We start from the raw sequence: 21,647 nt of genomic DNA, 5'->3' as shown, positions 1-21,647 counted from the left end.
CCGTTTAGTTCAGGATCCAGGTACCGTTCGCGCTGTCTTTGCAGGCTTTGCTGTTGCCATCGACATCAACACAGGTGGTTTTCTTGCGCGCTTTCGGGCGCAGTGCCTGTTTACGTACGGTCGCTTCGTACTGGTCAGCCTTGATTACGGCACGCATCGGCACATAACCAATCAGCTGTTCACTCCCTTCATCGGCCAGCGCCATCCAGAAATGTTCAACCTGCCCCAGCACGACGTAAGTTTTACCGGTCTCAAGCGTACGGATCACTTTTCCGCCGTAGTCAGGACGGCTCATCAGGGATGCCGGGTACATGGCACGGTACGGTTCATTCACCTGAGTGAACTCCGCCGGAGGGGTAACAGCGTGACGGTGCGTCAGCGTGACGCCATTCACCTGGCTGGTCACAATCGTATCATCGGTGATCGCTGGTTTCTGCGGCGCCTTACAGCCCGCCACCGCCATAACAAACAGAAGTGATAACAATACGCGCAGTTTCATATGCTTTTCCGTAGCGATATTTAGAGGATGAAGAGAGGGGATAAAATTTGACTTAGGTGCTATTGTTAAAATAGTCGGGATATTTTCAGCAGGTAACTATTTTAAGGCATAGCTACCGCACGAGCCCGACAGAAATGGGCCCAGCATGCTCCTGACATATTTTGACAAACGGTAGACAAGTTTACATGAGCTTGTCATCAATTCAATATTTCCCGCCTGCTTAATGGCGTTTAATGATACGCCCAATGCATTATAGGATTAATCTCATAAAAAATGCGTACTTAGCTAAAATCGTCTTTTTCTTAGACAGATTTAGTTCGTAACTGTATGAAAATTAATGGCTAAACAGGCAAAAGAGAACCACTATCATTAACGTAACCCCTTATTATCGCCACTACCATAATTAGTAGAATTCCCTTTTTTCTGTGCGCTGTGGGATATATCTGGGATATTTTCATTGTTGCATTCAGAAGATAACTTTTATTGTGCACGAGCGCCCCGCATTAACAAATGGCGGCGAAGAAAATGGCAGGGATTTAATTTCGCGACCCGAAATAACCTACCCAAAATTATCCTCAGGGTTTATTTTTTGCAGCTTAATAATTAAGTCTGGCTACATCTTTTTGTTCTTTTATTGTTCAGCGCGCTCCCTTGCAGCCCATAAACTGGGGATTTCAGCGGCGTTGACAGTGAACCACACGCAAGAAGTTTTACCGTTACTACATATTTCTTTTACTTCTTCCCAACATCTTCCGTTCCACACTTTCACCCGGCACGCCTCATTTATCTCTGCGACGGTGTTCGTCTGCCGCTTGACTTATTTTGTGATAAAGGTACTTTTCAGGACATGAAGAAGATCCTGATTATCGTACCTGACGGTGGCATGTTGTTTGAGGCCGCCGGTATCGCCGACATTCTGATGCAGGCCAATCGGCTGCACCCGGACGGCCTTGAGCAGCCCCGCTACCGCATCATTATCGCCACCACCCAGCCTCACCTGGTGATCCACGGCCAGTCCGGCTTAAACCTGCTGGCGGACTATCGCCTGCCGGAGCTGGATCCGCGCGAGCCGCTGGACACGATCATCATTACCGGTCGCGGCATGAATGAGCAGGAGAGCACCGCCGTGGTGGACTGGCTGCACCTGGCCGCGCCGCATGCGCGCCGCGTCGCCTCTGTCTGCGGCGGGGCCCTGCTGCTGGCACAGGCCGGACTGCTCGATGGGCGCCGGGCAACGACCCACTGGCGGCTTCTGGAAACCCTGAAAACCCGCTATCCTGCGGTCAACGTTGAGGGCGGCCCGCTCTATGTTCAGGATGGCCCCGTCTGGACGTCCGGCGGCGTCAGCTCCGGGTTTGACCTGACGCTGGCGCTGGTGGAGGATGATTACGGCTTCACCCTCGCCCGCAATGTGGCGCAGGATATGGTGATGTACCTGCGTCGGCCTGGCGGCCAGCTACAGTTCAGCCGCTATAATCTGGAGCAGTCCGGCGCGACCGGACCAGTCAGCGAACTGCAAAGCTGGATCCTGCAAAACCTCACCGCAGATTTGTGCGTCGAAAGGCTGGCCGAACGGGTCGCCATGAGCCCGCGCAATTTCACCCGCGTGTTTACGCGTGACGTGGGCGTGCCTCCGGCCCGTTATGTCACCGAAGCGCGCCTGGCCGCCGCCCGACAGCTTCTGGAGCAGACCCAGGATCCGCTTGAGATCATTGCCGAAAAAAGCGGGTTTGGTACCAGCATCAACCTGCGCCGCGTTTTTGAAAAGCAGCTTCATCTCACGCCGGGCGAATACCGCCAGCGCTTCCACTGCCGCAGAATGGCGTAATATGATCCTTTTTTGTCATTTACGCCATACGACCTGACGCCTACAGTAACTCCAGACAACACAGATAAGGAGTGCATCATGGTTAAGGTCGGTATTAACGGTTTCGGCCGTATCGGACGTAATGTCCTGCGCGCGGCGCTGGGCAACCCGGATCTCCAGATTGTGGCCATTAACGATCTGACGGACAGTAAAACCCTCGCCCATCTGCTGAAATATGACTCTCTGCTCGGCACGCTGCCGGTGCCTGTGGAAGCGGCGGACGGCGCGCTACAGGTTGACGGGCAACGCATCACCGTATTCAGTGAACGCGACCCGGCAAACATTGCGTGGAAAGACGCAGGCGTTGAGGTGGTAATTGAAGCAACCGGCTTCTTCACCGAACGTGAAAAAGCGGCGGTGCATATCACGAGCGGCGGCGCAAAACGCGTCATTATTTCCGCCCCGGCTAAAAATGATGATCTGACGGTGGTGATGGGTGTGAACCACACGCTGTACGATCCGACCCAGCATTTTGTGGTCAGCAACGGGAGTTGCACCACTAATGGTCTGGCGCCAGCGGCGCAGGTGCTGCACCAGCAGTTTGGCATTGAGCACGGGCTGATGAACACCACGCATGCCTACACCAACAGCCAGGCGCTGCATGACCAGCCGGAAAAAGATCTGCGCGGCGCGCGCGCGGCAGCATTATCCATTGTGCCTTACTCCAGCGGCGCGGCAAAAGCGCTCGGGAAAGTGATCCCCGAGCTTGACGGTAAACTCACCGGGTATTCCCTGCGCGTGCCGGTTCCGGTGGTGTCGATTGTCGATCTGACGGTGACGCTGAGCCGCAACGTGACCGCCGAAGAGGTGAATGAGGCGTTCCGTCAGGCTGCCGCCAGCGGGCCGCTGAAAGGCATCCTGGGCTACAGCGATGAACCGCTGGTCTCCCGTGATTATCAGGGCGACCCACGCTCATCCATCATCGACGGGCTTTCAACGCTGGTGATTGGCGGGAATATGGTGAAGATCCTGTCGTGGTATGACAACGAGTGGGGCTTCTCGAACCGTCTGGTGGATCTGGCGGTGCTGATGGATAAGAAAGGGTTGTAGCCGATCGTATTGCCGGGTGACGCTTGCGCATACCCGGCCTGCAAAATGGCCCCTCTGCCTGCTAACAGGGGGGCATCATGACACTCTTCAGAAATAATATTTAAACCGCACACGACCGCCATAACGATCGTCGTTCTTATCGCTTCCCTTTTTCGGCGACGCGTTCACCCACGAAGCGTAGGCGCCCAGGTAAATGTTAAAGTTCTTCATCTTCATTACGTTGGGAATAAGGTATGACGCATGGACAGTGTGAATATCATACTCACCCGGATCGGTGATCCAGCAATCATTCTCACACTCTGCGTCAAAGGTTGAAGTGTTAAATTCGTCGATTTCGTTATGTGCATAAATATAGCCCAGCTCAGCGTTACGCCACAGGGCATTGACGCCGGAGGTGAAGTCCGTTTCGTCTGCGGCGTCAAGATACGCTGTGTTGAGATTCACGACTATGCCATCCTCTGGATCGGCTTTCAGACCATCCCAGGTCATCGTGAATCCGTAACCGGTGCGGTCAGACTGATCGACCCAACGACCCGCGTCATCCCGATAGCCATAAGCATTGTTGACCAGATTGGTTTCCATGGCGACGGCCGTTGAGAACGGGCCGTCCTGCCACGAAATAACTGGCCGGACATAGGCGACGTTCTTATCATTTTCCAGTTCCGCGCCATGGTAGCGCTGGTCGACGTACAGATCGCTGCCGTCTTTGAACAGCGTATTCAGCTCGAAATACCAGTTATCCAGCGTTTTACTCATCAGGAAGTTACCGCCGCTGTCGGTACGGCCACGCCCCTCTTTCAGCATATAAATGTAACCATAGCCGTCGCTATAAAGATCGTCCGCTGTATTGCCTGAGTATTCAACAAAGGTATCCTGGTTGAGCGGGAACATATCGTAGGCTTCAAAACGTCCAACTTTAATTTCCCAGTCGTTTTCTGCGCCAAAGAAAAATACCGCATCATCAAGGTACATTTGCCCTGCCAAATCTCCCAGTGGTTGTACAGAAAATCCGGAAAAATGGCCGTTATCCATTTTTCGATAACCATCAAACCCCAGCAAAATACGACCATTAATATCCCACCGTTCTTTATCTCCCGGTGCCCAGTCGCTATTAGCACTTTGCTTAACAGAAGTCAGACTGCCGGTTTTGCTGGCAGCATCCATATTAAATTCCACATCGCCATAAAATTTTATATCTCCAAAGCCCGAAAGCGTCAGCTTCGGTGGTGCGTCTTTATTGACGGGCTCTTCTGACTGGACGACCACGGGAGCAGCCTGCTGACTGGCCGCCTGCTGTTGTTTCAACGCCTCGATTTGCGCCTCCAGTTGCGCCAGTTTTTCATCTACGCTCGTCGCGCTTTGTGCCGCAAAAAGAGAGCCAGAACAGAGTGCCCCCACGAGGACAACCATTTTTTTTAATTGCATAGAATCCATCCTGAAATAAAAGTGAATACCCGAAGTGATGGGCCACTCTATTTCGTCTAAATGCTTTTCGGCAGGCTATTATGTTTTTTGTTATGTCGGTTATGTTTTTTACTTTGTGTGACCTTCACGGAAAGTTATTCGCGGAATGTAATAAAGAAACACAACCCCGTTCACAGAATTAAAAAAGGTTGCAACCCATAAGTCTGGCCAATATTCATAGTGTGCCCTGACAGGATATTTAATTAAAATCATTCCCCAGAAAACATTCCCCGAGTAAATAGTTTTCGGCGAGCTTCTCACGTCCGGGCGCGGCGGTAAATTGTCTGGTAATGCGCAAAATGGGATATCTAACACGCGAAGCGGGCAATATTCGTCTAAGGTTTTCAGGTGATTGACGACAGCGGTGACGCTGCCCAGCGACGAATGGAGATGAACCGATGATAAAAACTCGAATGCTACGCCCTGGCTTGTTACACCTTACGTTGGCAGGCGCCCTACTCGGTGTTACCGCATTTGGTTATGCTGAAGACCAGCCAACGAGCCAGCAAAGCTCACCTGATATTCTCCTTGGCCCCCTCTTTAATGAAGTACAGAGCGACAAACTGTTCCCGGATCAGAAAACCTTCGCGGATGCCGTTCCCAAAAGCGACCCGCTAACCATCCTGGCGGATTACCGGATGCAGCATACCCAGTCCGGTTTTGACCTGCGCCACTTCGTAGAGATGAACTTTATCCTGCCGAAGGAAGGTGAGAAATACGTTCCCCCTGAAGGGCAGAGCCTGCGCGAACACATAGACGATCTGTGGCCTGTACTGACCCGCACCACTGACAAAGCGAACAAATGGGACTCCCTCCTGCCCCTGCCAAAGCCCTATGTCGTGCCGGGAGGACGCTTCCGCGAAGTTTATTACTGGGACAGCTATTTCACCATGCTGGGGCTGGCCGAGAGCGGCCACTGGGATAAGATCGGCGACATGGTGGACAACTTCGCTTACGAGCTTGATACCTGGGGCCATATCCCTAACGGTAACCGCAGCTACTACCTGAGCCGCTCTCAGCCGCCGTTCTTCTCGCTGATGGTGGAATTGCTGGCCACGCATGACAGCGACGCGTTGAAGAAATACCGTCCGCAGATGGAGAAAGAGTACGCTTACTGGATGAAGGGGGCTGATGGGCTCCAGGCTGGTCAGGCGAACAAACGCGTGGTGAAACTGGCTGACGGCTCGATCCTCAACCGCTACTGGGACGATCGGGACACGCCGCGCCCTGAGTCGTGGCTGGATGACGTGACCACCGCCAAAAATAACCCTAACCGTCCGGCCACCGAGATTTACCGCGATCTGCGCTCTGCCGCGGCCTCGGGCTGGGATTTCAGCTCCCGCTGGATGGACGATCCACAGAAGCTGGGTACCATCCGCACCACCAGCATCGTGCCGGTGGATCTGAATGCGCTGATGTTTAAGATGGAAAAACTGCTGGCCCGCGCCAGTCAGGAAGACGGCGATAACGCCAGTGCAAGTAAATATGACGCGCTGGCCTCCGCACGTCAGAAAGCCATGGAAAGCCACCTGTGGAACGATAAAGAGGGCTGGTATGCGGATTACGATCTGAAAACCGGGAAGGTGCGTAATCAGCTGACGGCCGCAGCCCTCTTCCCGCTGTATGTGAAGGCCGCATCACAGGATCGCGCCGATAAAGTGGCCGCAGCCGCGTCGTCACGCCTGCTGAAACCGGGCGGTATTTCTACCACCACCATCAACAGCGGGCAGCAGTGGGATGCGCCGAACGGCTGGGCGCCGTTGCAGTGGGTAGCGGTGGAAGGGTTGCAGAACTATGGTCAGCAGAAAGTGGCGATGGACGTAACCTGGCGTTTCCTGAAAAACGTTCAGCATACCTACGATCGCGAGAAGAAACTGGTTGAGAAGTACGATGTCTCTTCGACCGGTACCGGCGGTGGCGGCGGTGAGTATCCGTTGCAGGACGGTTTCGGCTGGAGTAACGGCGTGACGCTCAGGATGCTGGACATGGTCTGCCCGAAAGAGAAGCCGTGCGACAGCGTACCGGAGAATCAGCCTGCGGCAAACGATGATGTTGCACCTGCGAAACAGGCGGCGCAGTAGCGCCCCTCACCCTGACCCTCTCCCCGGTGGGGCGAGGGGACGGTTCCGTGCAATAGATTGGCCCGGTAGCGAAGCGCCACCGGGCTTTTTTCAGAAGCTGTAACTCGCCCCGACCTGGAACGTGCGGTCGCGGCCTATCCAGCAGTTGGTCGCGTCATAGCAGGTGAGCGTCTCTTTGTTGGTGACGTTCTGCGCGCTCGCTTTCAGCGTCAGCCCCTCCAGCGATGGCGCCAGCTCGCCCATGCGGTAAGATGCCGCCAGATCGTATTGCGTCGTACCGCCCAGCTTGCCTGCGTCGTTGGCTGGCGAGATCTCCATCGGCCCGGTGTAGCGTGCCCCTGCCCCCAGCGTTAACCCTCTCAGCGGTGTGCTGTCAAAGGTGTAATCTCCCCACAGATTAAAGGCGTTCTCAGGGACCTGCGTCGGTCGTTTGCCCTGGTACTTGTCATCTTCGGTATTGATGGCGTGGGTGTAGGCATAGTTGGCAATCAGCGTCAGGTTATCCGTTGGACGACTCATAGCGGAAAGCTCCGCGCCTTTCGATTCCACTTCCCCGGTCTGGCGATAGTTGAGGAAGCCCGGATCGCTGGTCACCACATTTTTCTGACGAATGTTAAACACCGAGGCGGTGAAGGTGGTTGCGTAATCCGCCAGCAGGTATTTCACCCCACCCTCCACCTGCTTGCTGGTGGTGGGCTTAACGTCTTTCGCGGTCAGCGTGCCCTGCGGCGATACCGGGGCGAACCCTTCCGAATAGCTGATAAACGGCGAGAGACCATTGTCAAAGGCATAAAGCGCGCCCAGTCGCTTAGTGAGGCGATCCTGCGATACCCAGGCTTTGTCACCGTTTTGCAGATAGTTGGTGGTGACAGAACGGTAGTCGTCATAGCGCAGGCTGGCCAGCACGTTCAGCCCGCCAAACGCAATCTGATCCTGGAGGTAATAGCCATTCTGCTGATAGCTGAGACGGTTTTTCTGCGCGGTTTCAAGCCCCAGCGCATCGTTATCGATCTGCGAGTGATCCGGATTACGCATATCGATACCCGGTGTGGACGAGGCGTAACGATAATGGAAGTGAGAGTTCAGCTTCTGGTAGTCAAAGCCCGCCAGCAGATGATGTTTCCAGTCCCCCAGCGCGACGGTTCGGGTGACCTGGTTATCAATGTTGAAGCTCTGTAAATCTTCATCCGTGGTATAGGCGAAGCGGTTAAGCTGGTAGACCTCGCTGCCCGTCCCGGTTGAATAGGCGCTGCGCTGGTGGGTGTCCACGTCAAAGTAGCGCGCTTTCTGGCTAAAGCCCCAGCCACTGTCAAACTCATGTTCAAAGCTGTAGCCCAGCATCCACTGACGCTGCTTAAAGCCGCTCCACTCATCCCCGGCATAGTCACGACGATCGGCGTATTTAGACCGTAGATAGCTTAGCGGCATCGGATCAGACGGCGTCAGGCTCGGCGTATTTTGCGCCAGCGCGTCAATGGTCAGGCGCGTTTTGTCATCCGGCTGCCAGGTCACGGAGGGGGCCACCAGATAGTTTTCATAGCGCGTGGTGTGCGCCTGTTCGTCACTCTCTGTCGCTTTACCCAGCAGGCGATAGTTCCAGTCGCTGGTCGCAATCTGCCCCGTGGAATCCAGGTACCCCTCTTTAAGATTGCGGTTTCCGGTGTTAAAGCCCAGTTCTGTTTTCGCCTCTTTCTGCGGCTTTTTACTCTGAATATTGACCAGCCCGCCCGGGGAGCCACCGCCATACAGCACGGATGACGGCCCCTTCAGGATATCGACGCTCTCAATCAGCAGCGGATCGATTCGCGCTTTAGTGTTCCCGGTGACGTTATAGGGAAGTTGCAGGCCGTTGTAGAACTCCTGCTCGACGTTGAACCCGCGGATTTTGTACTCGCTCATGTAAGAGGTGCTCCCGCGCACCTCCGTGGAAACGCCCGGCGCATAGCGCAGGATCTCGTTTACCGAACTGGCGTGCCGCTGCTCAATCTCTTTAGCGGCGATGGTGTTGATCACCTGGGGCGTTTTACTTTCCGCGACGGCTGATTTCGTGGCGCTGTTGGTCCAGGCAGGGAGCGCGCTGCCCTGCTCTGTACCGGTCACCACGATGGTGGGTTCTTCTGCAAAAGCCTGTGTTTGCAATGCCAGCGTGACGGCGCCTGCCAACGCGCATAACGCAAAACGTGAGGTGCTCATAGTGTCGTCTTGTTATTAGATGCTATTGGGAACGCCAATTATTATCATTTCCATTAGCAAATCAATATCGGCGGAGAAAAACAGATCGTTTGTATTAAGTTTCATGCCAGCGTGCCGATAACCCAGAGACAGTCTGTCATCTATCGAGGAGCCATCTGGCGTGAGTAGCTACAGTGAGCAGTTCCTGAAACAAAATCCGCTGGCTGTATTAGGGGTGTTACGCGACCTGAAAAAGGGCGAGGTGCCGCTGCGCATCAACTGGTCAACCAGCCAGTTTATCAGCAAGATCCTGGACGTGACGGCAGAACACCTGATCGTGGATCTGGGTAGCCAGAGCGAAGAAAACCGTGCCGCGCTCCAGGCAGAAAACCTCTCGGTGATGGCCGAAACGCAGGGGGCTAAAGTCGAGTTTATACTGCCCCGCCTGACCACGATCGCGTACCAGGGTTTGCCTGCGTTTATCGCTCCCCTGCCCGCTAACCTCTGGTTCGTGCAACGCCGCGAGTTTTTTCGCATCAGCGCCCCGCTTCACCCGGCCTATTTCTGTAAGGCAAAAATGCCGGACAAAAAAGAGATCCGCTTTCGTCTCTTCGACCTGTCACTGGGCGGGATGGGCGCGTTAATGGATACGCCGAAGCCGGAAGGACTGGTGGAAGGCATGCGTTTTAGTCAGATTGAGCTGGATATGGGCGGATGGGGACGCTTCTGGTTTGACGCCCAGCTGATTGCCATCAGCGAGCGTAAGGTGGTGGACAGCAAAAACGAAACCATTACCACGCCGCGACTGAGCTTTCGCTTTCTGAATGTCGGGCCAGGCGCCGAACGCGAACTACAGCGCATCATCTTCTCACTGGAGCGTGAAGCGCGGGAACGCGCGAACAAAGTGCGCTGAAAGGCGTCGGGCAGCATACTGCCGCCCGACAAAGGCGTTACATGGCGTCCATCGCTTTCTGTACTTTCCAGATATAACGTGGAGCCTGTGCTGACGGATGATTCTTCACCACGTGCTCGAAGAATTCATCTTTATCCATATCGTTAATCTCTTCTATCGCCTCTTTGCGATCGGATGAGAAGGTTCGGAGCAGCGCGCCGGCTCCGTTAACGTACGACACCACCAGCGCATATTGCATCACTTCCGGATCGTCAATCCCCTTCAGAATGCCATGCTCGAGAATGCTCAGGTAAGCGGTTCCCATAGAGATATTACGTTCCGGGTTTTTCAGCTCGCTGGTGGATGGCTGTCCCTTCCAGCCCATGTAGCGATAGACCTCTCTTCCCGCCGTCGAGGCTTTTAACTGCATCAGCCCCACCGCATTCGATTTACTCACCAGCGTCGGGTTGCCGCCGGACTCCACGGCAATGATCGCCGTGATCAGACGCGGGCTCACGCCCCAGGCCTTCCCGGCTTGTTCGCTGATCGGCATCCACTGCATGGCCCGCTTTACCGGCACTTCAGGGTTCCAGGGGGGATTTTGATAATCATGTTTTGAACTACAGCCAGCGAGCAGCACAATCAAAAAAGCAAACCATCTCAATTTCACGTCATCTATCCTTATAGCCGGTCATCGCGGTACGTCGCCCCTTGAAGCAGGCGGCGTATAAGCGGCATGATATAGACAATTAGATTCTCATTCAGCAAGGAATTGCCATGCCTCAGTTTCATCTCATCGCACCGTCAGGCTACTGCATCAACCAGGAGGCGGCACAGCGGGGCGTTCAGCGCCTGCTGGAAATGGGCCATCAGGTAAAAAATCAGACAATTATCCCCCGCCGCATGCAGCGTTTTGCCGGTACCGAGGCGCAGAGACTGAGTGATATCAACAACCTGGCGACGCTGGAAGGTGAAAACACTATTGTGCTGGCCGTGCGCGGCGGCTATGGCGCAAGCCGGCTGCTGGAGAGCGTCGACTGGGCCGGGCTGGCCGCGCGCCAGCAGCAGGATCCGCTGTTAATCTGCGGACACAGCGATTTCACGGCGATCCAGCTCGGCCTGCTTGCGTTGCATAACGTCATTACCTTTAGCGGCCCGATGCTGGCCGGCAACTTTGGTGCGCCGGAGCTGGATGCGTTTACGCAGGACCATTTCTGGCGCGCCCTGCAAAACCCGACGTTCACCATCGAGTGGCAAGGCAATGGACCGCACTGGGAATGTGAAGGACAGCTGTGGGGCGGCAACCTCGCGATGCTGGTGTCGCTGATTGGAACGCCGTGGCTGCCGCAGATCACGGACGGCATACTGGTGCTGGAAGATATCAACGAACACCCGTTCCGCGTCGAACGTATGCTGTTGCAGCTGTATCACGCCGGGATCCTGGATCGGCAGTCGGCCATTGTGCTGGGCAGTTTTAGTGGTTCAGCCCCCAACGATTACGATGCGGGCTATTCCCTGGAGACGATGATTGATTTCATTCGTTCCCGGCTGGATATCCCGGTGATCGCCGGTCTGGATTTCGGCCATGAGCAGCAAACCGTTACCCTGCCGCTGGGTGCCCAGGCGCACCTTGTACACGATAATTCAGGCAGTCGGTTAACAATCAGCGGTCATCCGGTCTTAAAGGCATAAAAAAGCCGTTATTCCCCCTCAATAAAACGCAGTTAACGTTGTTATTATGTTAGGGTTTTAATAACAGCGTTCACATTGAGGTGGGAGTAAGACGACATTGGGTGCCACAGCGATAATCAGTCTCTTCATTCTGGGTTCCATCCTGGTAACCTTTAGCATTTTATTAAGTTCATTTTCATCGCGTCTTGGCATACCTATTCTTGTCATTTTCCTGGCTATCGGCATGCTTGCCGGGATCGACGGTATCGGCGGTATCCCCTTCGATAATTACCCTTTCGCCTATATGGTGAGTAACCTCGCGCTGGCGGTGATTCTGCTGGACGGCGGAATGCGCACCCAGGCAAGTTCGTTTCGCGTTGCCTTAGGCCCGGCGCTGTCTCTGGCGACCGTCGGCGTGCTGATCACCTCCGGCCTGACCGGCATGATGGCGGCCTGGCTGTTTAACCTCGATATAATGGAAGGCCTGCTGATTGGCGCGATTGTCGGCTCTACCGATGCGGCGGCGGTTTTCTCACTGCTCGGCGGCAAGGGGCTGAACGAACGCGTTGGCTCCACGCTTGAGATTGAATCCGGCAGTAACGATCCGATGGCGGTGTTCCTGACCATTACCCTGATTGAGATGATCCAGCAGCACGAAACCGGCCTGAGCTGGATGTTCGCCTGGCACATCCTCCAGCAGTTTGGCCTCGGGATTATCATTGGTCTCGGCGGCGGTTACCTGTTACAGCATACGATTAACCGTATTACGCTGCCTTCCGGCCTTTATCCGCTGCTGGCCCTGAGCGGCGGGATCCTGATCTTTGCCGTCACCACCGCGCTGGACGGCAGCGGTATTCTGGCGGTTTACCTTTGCGGTTTCCTGTTGGGCAACCGACCGATTCGCAACCGTCACGCCATCTTGCAGAACTTCGACGGTCTGGCCTGGCTGGCGCAGATCGCCATGTTCCTGGTGCTGGGCCTGCTGGTGACGCCGTCGGACCTGCTGCCTATCGCCGTACCGGCGCTGCTTTTGTCGGCCTGGATGATCTTCTTCGCCCGTCCGCTGTCGGTGTTTGCCGGGCTGCTGCCGTTCCGCGGGTTTAACCTGCGTGAGCGGATATTTATCAGTTGGGTGGGGCTGCGCGGCGCGGTGCCGATTATTCTGGCAGTGTTCCCTATGATGGCCGGGCTGGACAACGCCCGTCTGTTCTTCAACGTCGCCTTCTTCGTGGTGCTGGTGTCGCTGCTGTTCCAGGGGACGTCGCTGGGCTGGGCGGCGAAAAAAGCCAAAGTGGTGGTACCGCCCATTGGCTGGCCGGTCTCCCGCGTGGGGCTGGATATTCACCCTGAGAATCCCTGGGAACAGTTTGTCTACCAGCTAAGCGCCGATAAGTGGTGCGTGGGCGCGTCCCTGCGCGATCTGCATATGCCCGCTGAAACGCGCATTGCCGCCCTGTTCCGGGATAACGCCCTGCTTCACCCGACCGGCAGCACGCGGCTGCGTGAGAACGATATCCTCTGCGTGATTGGCCGCGAGCGCGACCTGCCGGCCCTCGGCAAGCTGTTCAGCCAGTCGCCCCCGGTGGCGCTGGATCAGCGTTTCTTCGGCGATTTTATCCTCGAAGCCAGCGCCCGCTTTGCGGATGTGGCGCTGATTTATGGCCTGGAAGGTGGACTGGAGAATCGAGATAACCAGCAAACCCTGGGTGAGATTATTCAGCAATTATTAGGAGCTGCGCCGGTCGTCGGTGACCAGGTGGAGTTTGCCGGGATGATCTGGACGGTAGCGGAGAAAGAAGATAACGCGGTGCGCAAAGTCGGCGTAAGGCCGATGGAGGAGGAGGCGGAGTAGCTGCTTTTTTGCCGGGTGGCGCTAACGCTTACCCGGCCTACGTTCGGGCTTTTGTAGGCCGGGTAAGCGTTAGCGCCACCCGGCACACACACATGTTACACCGTCACAACAGGCACTCTTGGCGCCAGCGCGCACATCAGCTCATACCCGACGGTGCCCGCCGCAGCGGCCACATCATCAATTTTAACCTCGTTGCCCCACAGCTCAACCGGTGACCCGATCCCCGCCTGGGGACACGGCGTCAAATCGATGGCCAGCATGTCCATGGAGACGGTACCTACCGTGCCGGTGCGCACGCCATCGACCCACACCGGCGTGCCACTTGGGGCGATGCGCGGATAACCATCTGCATAGCCCCCCGCCACGATACCGATGCGCTGTTCACCTGCTGCCCGATAGCGGCTGCCATAGCCCACCGTATCGCCCGCTTTCAGGGTTTGCACGCCGATAATCTCGCTTCGTAACGTCATCACCGGCTTCAGGCCGCTGTTGGCAATATCCTGCCACTGACCTGAGGGTGACGCGCCGTACAGAACGATCCCCGGACGTACCCAATTGTAGTGCGCCTCGGGATGCCAGAGCGTTGCCGCTGAGTTCGACAGCGAGCGCGGACAGTCCAGACCTTCTGCCGCCTGCTCAATGCGGACCATGGCATCGGCAATGCCGTCCGGCTTTTCCGCATCGGCGAAGTGCGCCATCAGCGTCATCTCACCGACGTTTTTCAGCGCACGAAGCTGCTGCCAGACCGTATGCACCCGTTCAGGCTGGAAGCCCAGACGGTTCATCCCGCTGTTCACTTTGAGATAGATATCCAGCGGGGCATGCAGCTTCGCGTCCTGGATGGCCTTGATCTGCCAGTTACTGTGAACGCTGGTCGTCAGGCGGTACTTATCCAGCAGAGGCAGATCCTGCGCATGAAAGAATCCTTCCAGCAGCAGGATCGGTCCTTTCCAGCCGCGCTCGCGCAGCAGGATGGCCTCTTCCAGATTCAGCAAGGCAAAACCATCGGTGCCGCCGAGCGCACTCCAGATACGGTCGATACCATGACCGTAGGCGTTGGCTTTCACCACCGACCAGACACGAGAACCCGGCGCAGCACGGCGAACAATTTGCAGGTTATCCTTCAGCGCCTGCAAATCCAGCTGGGCCAGAATGGGACGGGACATGACGACTCCTTAATTATGCGCGCCGTGCAGGTGTTGTGGACGCGATGGGGTAAACCCTGATTGATAGCGTGCGGCGCTCAAATCGTCAAACGGAATTGCCGGCGTCCGTCCGGAGATCAGGTCGCTCAGCAGCTGGCCCGAACCGCAGGCCATGGTCCAGCCAAGCGTGCCGTGGCCGGTGTTAGTCCACAGATTTTTGTATGGTGTACGGCCCACAATAGGCGTGCCGTCCGGGGTCATTGGGCGCAGGCCGGTCCAGAACGTCGCCTGCTCAATGAAGCCGCCGCGCGGGAAGAGATCGCCCACGACCATCTCCAGCGTTTCACGACGCGGTTTGAGCAGCTCGGTATTGAAGCCCACGATTTCCGCCATGCCCCCGACGCGGATCCGGTTATCGAAGCGGGTGATGGCGATTTTGTAGGTTTCATCAAGAATGGTCGAGACCGGCGCGCCGCTGTCCTCTTTCACCGGGATGGTCAGGGAGTAGCCTTTCAGCGGATAGACCGGGATATCCAGAATCCCTTTCAGCATCGCGGTTGAGTAGGAGCCAAACGCCATCACGTAGGCATCGGCTTTAATTACCTCTTCCCCACACTTCACGCCGTAAATCTTCTCACCTTCCGACAGCAGTTTGTCGACAGAAGTATTGAAGCGGAATTTCACCCCGGCCTGCTCACACATGCGCGCCAGACGCTGGGTGAATAGCTGGCAGTCGCCGGTTTCATCGTTCGGTAAACGCAGACCGCCCGTCAGCTTGTGCGCGACCTCGGCAAGCGCTGGCTCCACCTGCGCCAGCTGGCTGGCTTCCAGCAGCTGATACGGTACGCCCGCATCTTCAAGCACGGCGATATCGCGGGTCGCGTTTTCGTACTGTTGCGCGGTACGGAACAGCTGAAGCGTGCCGCCCTGACGCCCTTCATATTCGATGCCCGTTGAGGCACGCAGCGCCTTCAGGCAGTCGCGGCTGTATTCCGCCAGCCGCACCATACGCCCCTTGTTTTCCATATAGTGGCGGGTGTCGCAGTTGCGCAGCATCTGCCACATCCATTTAAGCTGGAACTGCGTGCCGTCAAGACTTATCGCCAACGGCGCATGTCGCTGAAACATCCATTTGATCGCCTTCAGCGGAACGCCCGGGGCCGCCCACGGCGCAGCGTAGCCCGGAGAGATTTGCCCCGCATTCGCCGCACTGGTTTCCAGCGCCGGACCGGATTCGCGATCGATAACGGTAACCTCATGTCCCGCCTGACTTAAATACCAGGCGCTGGTTACGCCAACGACACCACTTCCCAGTATGACAACACGCATAGCCACTCCATTATGAGCAAAAGAACAATCATCTAATTACAGATTGATAACCTAGTTGAAAATATTATTCAACATATGACTTTTTTATGGTGACTCAACTCACATATCCCGCTGTATCAGGGGATGGCGCTTATTTGGGATCTCCTGCTGCGCGTTTTTTTTAACCAGTAGAAAATTCTGTGAGCACCGCTTTATTTGCCGTATCGAAAACGCGAAATCGCAAAGAAAAAATTTCTGCTCCCCGCGTATTTGAATGGGGTGATCTATGCTTGAAAGGAGGCTCTCCAGTCAGAGAGAGCGACCAACAACGAGGGCGCGCTAATGGCTACACTAGATTCCATGTCCAGGGACAGCACCCGTCTGAGCGATGGACCCGACTGGACCTTCGAGTTGCTGGATGTCTACCTGGCGGAGATCGACCGGGTGGCCAAACTCTATCGTCTGGATACCTATCCCCATCAGATTGAAGTCATCACCTCGGAACAGATGATGGACGCTTACTCCAGCGTCGGGATGCCAATTAACTATCCGCACTGGTCGTTTGGCAAAAAATTCATTGAGACAGAGCGGCTGTATAAGCACGGGCAGCAGGGACTGGCGTATGAAATCGTCATTAACTCTAACCCGTGTATTGCCTATCTGATGGAAGAGAACACCATTACCATGCAGGCGCTGGTGATGGCGCACGCCTGCTATGGACATAACTCGTTCTTCAAAAATAACTATCTGTTCCGCAGCTGGACGGACGCCAGCTCCATCGTCGATTACCTGATCTTCGCCCGCAAATACATTACCGACTGCGAAGAGCGCTACGGCGTGGACGAGGTGGAGAAGCTGCTGGACTCCTGCCACGCGCTGATGAACTACGGCGTTGATCGTTATAAGCGTCCGCAGAAGATCTCATTGCAGGAAGAGAAAGCCCGGCAGAAGAGCCGCGAGGAGTATCTGCAAAGCCAGGTGAATATGCTGTGGCGCACCCTGCCGAAACGTGAAGAGGAGAAAACCGTCGCCGAGGCGCGTCGCTACCCTTCCGAGCCGCAGGAAAACCTGCTCTACTTTATGGAGAAAAACGCCCCACTGCTGGAGCCGTGGCAGCGTGAGATCCTGCGCATCGTGCGCAAGGTGAGCCAGTATTTCTATCCGCAGAAGCAGACCCAGGTGATGAACGAAGGCTGGGCGACCTTCTGGCACTACACCATTCTTAACCACCTGTACGACGAAGGAAAAGTCACCGAGCGGTTTATGATGGAGTTTCTGCACAGCCACACCAACGTGGTATTCCAGCCGGCATATAACAGCCCGTGGTACAGCGGCATTAACCCGTACGCGCTTGGCTTTGCCATGTTCCAGGATATCAAGCGTATTTGTCAGTCGCCCACCGAAGAGGACAAATACTGGTTCCCGGATATTGCCGGTTCCGACTGGCTGGAAACGCTGCACTTCGCGATGCGTGATTTTAAGGATGAGAGCTTTATCAGCCAGTTCATGTCGCCGAAGATCATGCGTGATTTCCGCTTCTTCACCGTACTGGATGATGACCGCAACAACTACCTGGAGATCTCCGCGATCCACAACGAAGAGGGTTATCGCGAGATCCGCTCGCGCCTGTCATCCCAGTACAACCTGAGTAATCTTGAACCGAACATTCAGGTCTGGAACGTGGATCTGCGCGGCGACCGCTCCCTGACGTTGCGCTATATTCCGCACAACCGCGCGCCGCTGGATAAGGGGCGTAAGGAAGTGCTGAAGCATGTGCATCGCCTGTGGGGATTTGACGTGTTGCTGGAGCAGCAGAACGAAGATGGCAGCGTGGAGCTGCTGGACCGGTGTCCGGCGCGGTTGAATACGCTGTAGTGGGATTTTTTGCCCGGTGGCGCTACGCTTACCGGGCCTACGGGACCTGTAGGCCGGGTCAGGCGAAGCCGCCACCCGGCGAAAAAAAACCTCCCAATCGAGAGGTTTTTTCTTTCAGCGACTCTGAATCGCTAAATCGCCCGGCAGCGTTTTCTGCATCCGATGCCAGATTTCACCGGAGTCGTGGCCGTAACGACGCACCGTTTCATAGACCTGATCGTGCAGCCCTTCGGTGCAGAGTTTGCTCAGTTTATGGTAGAAGCCGAGCGCCAGGCTGCGGGCTTCAGGGTTAGCAAAGTAGTGACGACCAATGCGCGTATATAACCCTTTCATTCCATTCAGGATCAGACCGTAAACCGGATTGCCGGAAGCAAACGCCAGACCGCGGAACACGTTGTAATCCAGGGTCGCAAAGGCATCCGCGTGGTCTTCCACCTCATTAGCGGTGGCAAGCACTTTCAGCGCATCTTCAGGATGCTGACGAAACGCGGTGCGGATGAAAATGGTGGCGATGTTGGTGCGCACGGAAAGCAGATTATCAATCAGCTGCGGTACGCTTTCGTGGTCGAGACGCGCCAGCGTTTCCAGAATGTTCAGCCCGGACGTTTCCCAGAAGTTGTTCACCTTAGTGGGTTTGCCATGCTGTATCGTCAACCAGCCATCGCGCGCCAGACGCTGGAGCACTTCTCGCAGCGTGGTACGGGTGACGCCAATCAGTTCAGAGAGTTCGCGTTCAGCAGGTAGAATTGATCCCGCAGGGAAACGATTATTCCAGATGCTTTCAATGATGTACTCTTCCGCGAAACCCGCCGGGCTCTGCGCCTTAATGACCATAGTGAGATTTCCATTACACAGCTTTAGCAAATTGCACTCATCATACCAGAGGCGCGCAGAGGCAGATAGCGCAGCAGAGACAGAAAAGAGGGATCGCCGTTTCATTTTTATGAAATTTACAAATGGCTTAATCCCCCGCTCTGCCGCCATTTTTGCGTATACTGATGTCTTGTCTTATTTGACGGGTAAAGGACGTCTGTCGTGGAAATTTCATTTGGGCGCGCGCTGTGGCGCAACTTTTTAGGTCAGTCACCTGACTGGTACAAACTTACTTTACTGGTATTCCTGGTCGTTAATCCCGTTATCTTTTTGCTGGATCCCTTCGTTGCCGGGTGGATGTTGGTCGCCGAGTTTATCTTTACCCTGGCGATGGCGCTGAAGTGCTATCCGCTGTTGCCCGGCGGGCTGCTGGCGCTGGAAGCCGTGGTCATTGGAATGACCAGCGCGGAGCATGTTAAAAACGAGATAGCGTCGAATCTTGAAGTCCTGCTGCTGCTGATCTTCATGGTGGCGGGGATCTACTTTATGAAGCAGCTTCTGCTGTTTATCTTCACCCGTTTGCTGCTGAGCATTCCGTCGAAAACGCTGCTCTCGCTGGCGTTTTGCCTCGCCGCGGCCTTCCTCTCTGCCTTCCTGGATGCGCTGACGGTCGTTGCGGTGGTGATCAGCGTCGCCGTCGGCTTTTACGGGATTTACCACCGGGTGGCCTCGTCTCGTCCTGGCGATAACTTGCAGGACGACAGTCACGTTGAGGCGCACAACCGCGATGTGCTGGAACAGTTCCGCGCGTTTCTGCGCAGCCTGATGATGCATGCGGGCGTGGGGACGGCGCTGGGCGGCGTGATGACCATGGTCGGGGAGCCGCAAAACCTGATTATCGCCAAAGCGGCTGAGTGGCATTTTGGCGAATTTTTCCTGCGCATGGCGCCCGTCAGCGTGCCCGTGCTGGTCTGCGGGTTAGCCACCTGTGTGCTGGTCGAAAAATTCAACCTCTTTGGGTATGGCGCGAAGTTGCCCGATCAGGTCCGCCAGGAGCTGCATAAGTTTGACGAGCAGAGCCGCAAACAACGCACGCGCCAGGAGACGCTGCGCCTGATTGCACAGGGTTTCATCGGCGTGTGGCTTATCGCGGCGCTGGCCTTCCACCTTGCCGAGGTGGGGCTGATTGGCCTGTCGGTAATTATCCTTGCAACCAGCCTGGGCGGCGTTACGGACGAACATGCTATCGGAAAAGCCTTTACCGAAGCGCTGCCGTTTACCGCCCTGCTGGCGGTGTTTTTCGCGGTCGTGGCGGTGATTATTGACCAACATCTGTTCGCGCCGATCATCGCGTTTGTGCTTCAGGCTACGCCAGATTCGCAGCTAACGCTGTTCTATTTGTTTAACGGTCTGTTGTCCTCTATATCCGATAACGTCTTTGTCGGGACGGTATACATCAATGAGGCCAAAGCCGCGATGGAGCAAGGGATTGTCAGCAGTGAACAGTTCGAGCTGCTGGCGGTGGCGATCAACACCGGAACCAACCTCCCCTCCGTGGCAACCCCGAACGGTCAGGCGGCATTCCTCTTCCTGCTGACCTCGGCGCTGGCACCACTCATACGACTTTCTTATGGAAGAATGGTCTGGATGGCGCTGCCGTATACGCTGGTGCTTACCCTGGTTGGTTTGCTGTGCATCAAAATTACTCTCGTTCCCTGTACGCAATGGTTATTGCAAGCAGGTATACTTGCGGCGCATTAAAATTCGTTTACACTGCGCTGTCTAAGCATGTTCCAGGGAAATGATTATGTTGCGATTTTTGAACCAGTGCTCACGCGGTCGCGGAGCGTGGTTGTTGATGGCCCTGACCGCCTTTGCGCTGGAAATGGTCGCGCTGTGGTTTCAGCATGTGATGGGGCTGAAACCTTGCGTACTGTGTATTTATGAGCGTTGTGCGCTGTTCGGCATTATGGGCGCGGGTCTGGTAGGTGCGATTGCACCCAAATCACCGTTACGCTATGCGGCAATTGCCATCTGGCTATACAGCGCCGGGAAAGGGATTGCGCTTGCCTGGGAGCACACCCAGATGCAGCTTCACCCGTCGCCGTTTATGACCTGCGATTTTGCCGCCCGCTTCCCGAGCTGGCTGCCGCTGGATAAATGGCTGCCGCAGGTGTTTGTGGCCTCCGGTGACTGCTCTGTACGCCAGTGGGAGTTCCTGACGCTGGAGATGCCGCAGTGGCTGGTGGGCATTTTTGTCGCCTACTTTGTGGTGGCGCTGCTGGTGCTGATTGCCCAGCCGTTCAAACCAAAGAAACGCGATCTTTTTGGAAGGTAAAAGCAAAACGGCAACGTCAGTTTTGTTGGTCGGGTAAGCGCAGCGCCACCCGACAAAATTGCGCACAATAAAAAACCCGCCTCGGCGGGTTTTTTATTATCACCGATTAGGGTGATTCATAATGTGGTCTTCCCAGTCGCGCACCTCGGACTCTTTCACCGCAATGTGGCGCACGGAAATACGTTCACCGTGCATCGCCGCTTTCGACCCCGTCAACAGCGGATGCCATGTGGGCAGATCCTTTCCTTCCGCCAGCAGGCGATACGCGCAGGTATGCGGCAGCCACTCAAAGGTCGGCAGATTTTCACGGGTTAACTTGATGCAGTCCGGCTCATATTCGAAACGGCGCTCATAGTTGCGGCACTGGCAGGTTTTGATGTTTAACTGCTTGCAGGCTACGTTGGTGAAATAGATCTCGTCCGAATCTTCATCCATTAGCTTATGCAGGCAGCACTGCCCGCAGCCGTCACACAACGATTCCCACTCCGCGTCGGTCATGTCGTCGAGAGTTTTGCTTTGCCAGAAAGGAATGTCGTTCATCGGGATGTCCACACGTCAAAATAGAGCGCACCTTATAACGAGTCTGGCACGTTGATGCAAGTTTTGCCGCCCTTTTCAGG

Annotated in this window: 17 protein-coding genes; 9 read left to right on the top strand and 8 right to left on the bottom strand. The window is 55.6% G+C overall.

Annotation, left to right across the window (positions count from 1 at the left end; genetic code table 11):
* Positions 1 to 4: 4 nt before the first annotated feature.
* Entirely contained in the window at positions 5 to 499 is a 495-nt protein-coding gene (locus SK58_RS11495; protein WP_047719471.1) for a hypothetical protein, read from the bottom strand.
* Between the two features lie 847 nt (positions 500 to 1,346).
* On the opposite strand from SK58_RS11495, the gene SK58_RS11490 reads away from it, so the two are divergent.
* A complete protein-coding gene (locus tag SK58_RS11490) occupies positions 1,347 to 2,327 on the top strand; it encodes a GlxA family transcriptional regulator (RefSeq protein WP_048219897.1) in 981 nt (326 codons plus the stop codon).
* A 78-nt stretch (positions 2,328 to 2,405) separates the two neighbouring features.
* The gene (gap, locus tag SK58_RS11485; RefSeq protein ID WP_048219895.1) at positions 2,406 to 3,416 is read left to right on the top strand and encodes a type I glyceraldehyde-3-phosphate dehydrogenase; all 1,011 of its coding nucleotides are present in this window, start codon (positions 2,406 to 2,408) and stop codon (positions 3,414 to 3,416) included.
* Between the two features lie 87 nt (positions 3,417 to 3,503).
* Here the strand turns inward: gap and SK58_RS11480 are convergent, their stop codons facing one another.
* The gene (locus SK58_RS11480) at positions 3,504 to 4,841 is read right to left on the bottom strand and encodes a carbohydrate porin (RefSeq protein ID WP_017384306.1); all 1,338 of its coding nucleotides are present in this window, start codon (positions 4,839 to 4,841) and stop codon (positions 3,504 to 3,506) included.
* A 437-nt stretch (positions 4,842 to 5,278) separates the two neighbouring features.
* Between SK58_RS11480 and SK58_RS11475 the strand changes: the two genes are divergently transcribed.
* Positions 5,279 to 6,961, top strand: coding sequence for an alpha,alpha-trehalase (locus SK58_RS11475; RefSeq protein ID WP_048219893.1), 1,683 nt, complete (start codon positions 5,279 to 5,281; stop codon positions 6,959 to 6,961).
* A gap of 90 nt (positions 6,962 to 7,051) precedes the next feature.
* Here SK58_RS11475 and SK58_RS11470 read toward each other — a convergent pair whose 3' ends face one another.
* Complete coding sequence (locus SK58_RS11470) at positions 7,052 to 9,154, bottom strand: TonB-dependent siderophore receptor (protein WP_045142101.1); 2,103 nt, start codon at positions 9,152 to 9,154, stop codon at positions 7,052 to 7,054.
* A 160-nt stretch (positions 9,155 to 9,314) separates the two neighbouring features.
* Between SK58_RS11470 and SK58_RS11465 the strand changes: the two genes are divergently transcribed.
* On the top strand, positions 9,315 to 10,046 hold the full coding sequence (locus SK58_RS11465) for a flagellar brake protein YcgR (RefSeq protein WP_017384309.1): 732 nt from the start codon (positions 9,315 to 9,317) through the stop codon (positions 10,044 to 10,046).
* Between the two features lie 37 nt (positions 10,047 to 10,083).
* On the opposite strand, the gene emtA is transcribed toward SK58_RS11465, so the two are convergent.
* Positions 10,084 to 10,695, bottom strand: coding sequence for a membrane-bound lytic murein transglycosylase EmtA (gene emtA, locus SK58_RS11460; protein WP_017384310.1), 612 nt, complete (start codon positions 10,693 to 10,695; stop codon positions 10,084 to 10,086).
* A 107-nt stretch (positions 10,696 to 10,802) separates the two neighbouring features.
* Between emtA and ldcA the strand changes: the two genes are divergently transcribed.
* Both ldcA and SK58_RS11450 read left to right on the top strand, forming a co-directional pair.
* Positions 10,803 to 11,717, top strand: coding sequence for a muramoyltetrapeptide carboxypeptidase (ldcA, locus tag SK58_RS11455; RefSeq protein ID WP_015570320.1), 915 nt, complete (start codon positions 10,803 to 10,805; stop codon positions 11,715 to 11,717).
* 97 nt (positions 11,718 to 11,814) lie between these two features.
* Entirely contained in the window at positions 11,815 to 13,548 is a 1,734-nt protein-coding gene (locus SK58_RS11450; protein WP_017384312.1) for a potassium/proton antiporter, read from the top strand.
* Positions 13,549 to 13,643: 95 nt separating this feature from the next.
* Here the strand turns inward: SK58_RS11450 and dadX are convergent, their stop codons facing one another.
* Together dadX and SK58_RS11440 are read right to left on the bottom strand one after the other, a co-directional pair.
* Complete coding sequence (dadX, locus tag SK58_RS11445; protein ID WP_032653929.1) at positions 13,644 to 14,714, bottom strand: catabolic alanine racemase DadX; 1,071 nt, start codon at positions 14,712 to 14,714, stop codon at positions 13,644 to 13,646.
* A gap of 9 nt (positions 14,715 to 14,723) precedes the next feature.
* On the bottom strand, positions 14,724 to 16,022 hold the full coding sequence (locus SK58_RS11440) for a D-amino acid dehydrogenase (protein ID WP_015570317.1): 1,299 nt from the start codon (positions 16,020 to 16,022) through the stop codon (positions 14,724 to 14,726).
* A gap of 321 nt (positions 16,023 to 16,343) precedes the next feature.
* On the opposite strand from SK58_RS11440, the gene SK58_RS11430 reads away from it, so the two are divergent.
* On the top strand, positions 16,344 to 17,876 hold the full coding sequence (locus SK58_RS11430; RefSeq protein WP_017384314.1) for a SpoVR family protein: 1,533 nt from the start codon (positions 16,344 to 16,346) through the stop codon (positions 17,874 to 17,876).
* Between the two features lie 114 nt (positions 17,877 to 17,990).
* Here the strand turns inward: SK58_RS11430 and fadR are convergent, their stop codons facing one another.
* Positions 17,991 to 18,710: a fatty acid metabolism transcriptional regulator FadR gene (gene fadR, locus SK58_RS11425; protein ID WP_015570315.1), complete on the bottom strand. Its 720-nt coding sequence runs from the start codon at positions 18,708 to 18,710 to the stop codon at positions 17,991 to 17,993.
* 201 nt (positions 18,711 to 18,911) lie between these two features.
* On the opposite strand from fadR, the gene nhaB reads away from it, so the two are divergent.
* Together nhaB and dsbB are read left to right on the top strand one after the other, a co-directional pair.
* Positions 18,912 to 20,450: a Na(+)/H(+) antiporter NhaB gene (nhaB, locus tag SK58_RS11420; RefSeq protein WP_017693269.1), complete on the top strand. Its 1,539-nt coding sequence runs from the start codon at positions 18,912 to 18,914 to the stop codon at positions 20,448 to 20,450.
* Between the two features lie 46 nt (positions 20,451 to 20,496).
* Positions 20,497 to 21,027, top strand: coding sequence for a disulfide bond formation protein DsbB (gene dsbB / locus SK58_RS11415; protein WP_017693268.1), 531 nt, complete (start codon positions 20,497 to 20,499; stop codon positions 21,025 to 21,027).
* Between the two features lie 99 nt (positions 21,028 to 21,126).
* Here the strand turns inward: dsbB and SK58_RS11410 are convergent, their stop codons facing one another.
* Entirely contained in the window at positions 21,127 to 21,567 is a 441-nt protein-coding gene (locus SK58_RS11410) for a YcgN family cysteine cluster protein (RefSeq protein WP_015570314.1), read from the bottom strand.
* Positions 21,568 to 21,647 lie beyond the last annotated feature (80 nt).

It is taken from the genome of Enterobacter sp. BIDMC93, from assembly GCF_001037805.1.
GTDB lineage: Bacteria > Pseudomonadota > Gammaproteobacteria > Enterobacterales > Enterobacteriaceae > Enterobacter > Enterobacter hormaechei_C.
Note: the sequence above shows the minus strand (reverse complement) of the source record. Positions and strands in the feature narration are given on the sequence as shown.

Excerpts from the sequence above, each read along its gene's own strand:
- SK58_RS11495 (WP_047719471.1), bottom strand. The coding sequence starts at position 499 with ATGAAACTGCGCGTATTGTTATCACTTCTGTTTGTTATGGCGGTGGCG.
- SK58_RS11490 (WP_048219897.1), top strand. The coding sequence starts at position 1,347 with ATGAAGAAGATCCTGATTATCGTACCTGACGGTGGCATGTTGTTTGAG.
- gap (WP_048219895.1), top strand. The coding sequence starts at position 2,406 with ATGGTTAAGGTCGGTATTAACGGTTTCGGCCGTATCGGACGTAATGTC.
- SK58_RS11480 (WP_017384306.1), bottom strand. The coding sequence starts at position 4,841 with ATGCAATTAAAAAAAATGGTTGTCCTCGTGGGGGCACTCTGTTCTGGC.
- SK58_RS11475 (WP_048219893.1), top strand. The coding sequence starts at position 5,279 with ATGATAAAAACTCGAATGCTACGCCCTGGCTTGTTACACCTTACGTTG.
- SK58_RS11470 (WP_045142101.1), bottom strand. The coding sequence starts at position 9,154 with ATGAGCACCTCACGTTTTGCGTTATGCGCGTTGGCAGGCGCCGTCACG.
- ldcA (WP_015570320.1), top strand. The coding sequence starts at position 10,803 with ATGCCTCAGTTTCATCTCATCGCACCGTCAGGCTACTGCATCAACCAG.
- dadX (WP_032653929.1), bottom strand. The coding sequence starts at position 14,714 with ATGTCCCGTCCCATTCTGGCCCAGCTGGATTTGCAGGCGCTGAAGGAT.
- SK58_RS11440 (WP_015570317.1), bottom strand. The coding sequence starts at position 16,022 with ATGCGTGTTGTCATACTGGGAAGTGGTGTCGTTGGCGTAACCAGCGCC.
- SK58_RS11430 (WP_017384314.1), top strand. The coding sequence starts at position 16,344 with ATGGCTACACTAGATTCCATGTCCAGGGACAGCACCCGTCTGAGCGAT.
- fadR (WP_015570315.1), bottom strand. The coding sequence starts at position 18,710 with ATGGTCATTAAGGCGCAGAGCCCGGCGGGTTTCGCGGAAGAGTACATC.
- dsbB (WP_017693268.1), top strand. The coding sequence starts at position 20,497 with ATGTTGCGATTTTTGAACCAGTGCTCACGCGGTCGCGGAGCGTGGTTG.
- SK58_RS11410 (WP_015570314.1), bottom strand. The coding sequence starts at position 21,567 with ATGAACGACATTCCTTTCTGGCAAAGCAAAACTCTCGACGACATGACC.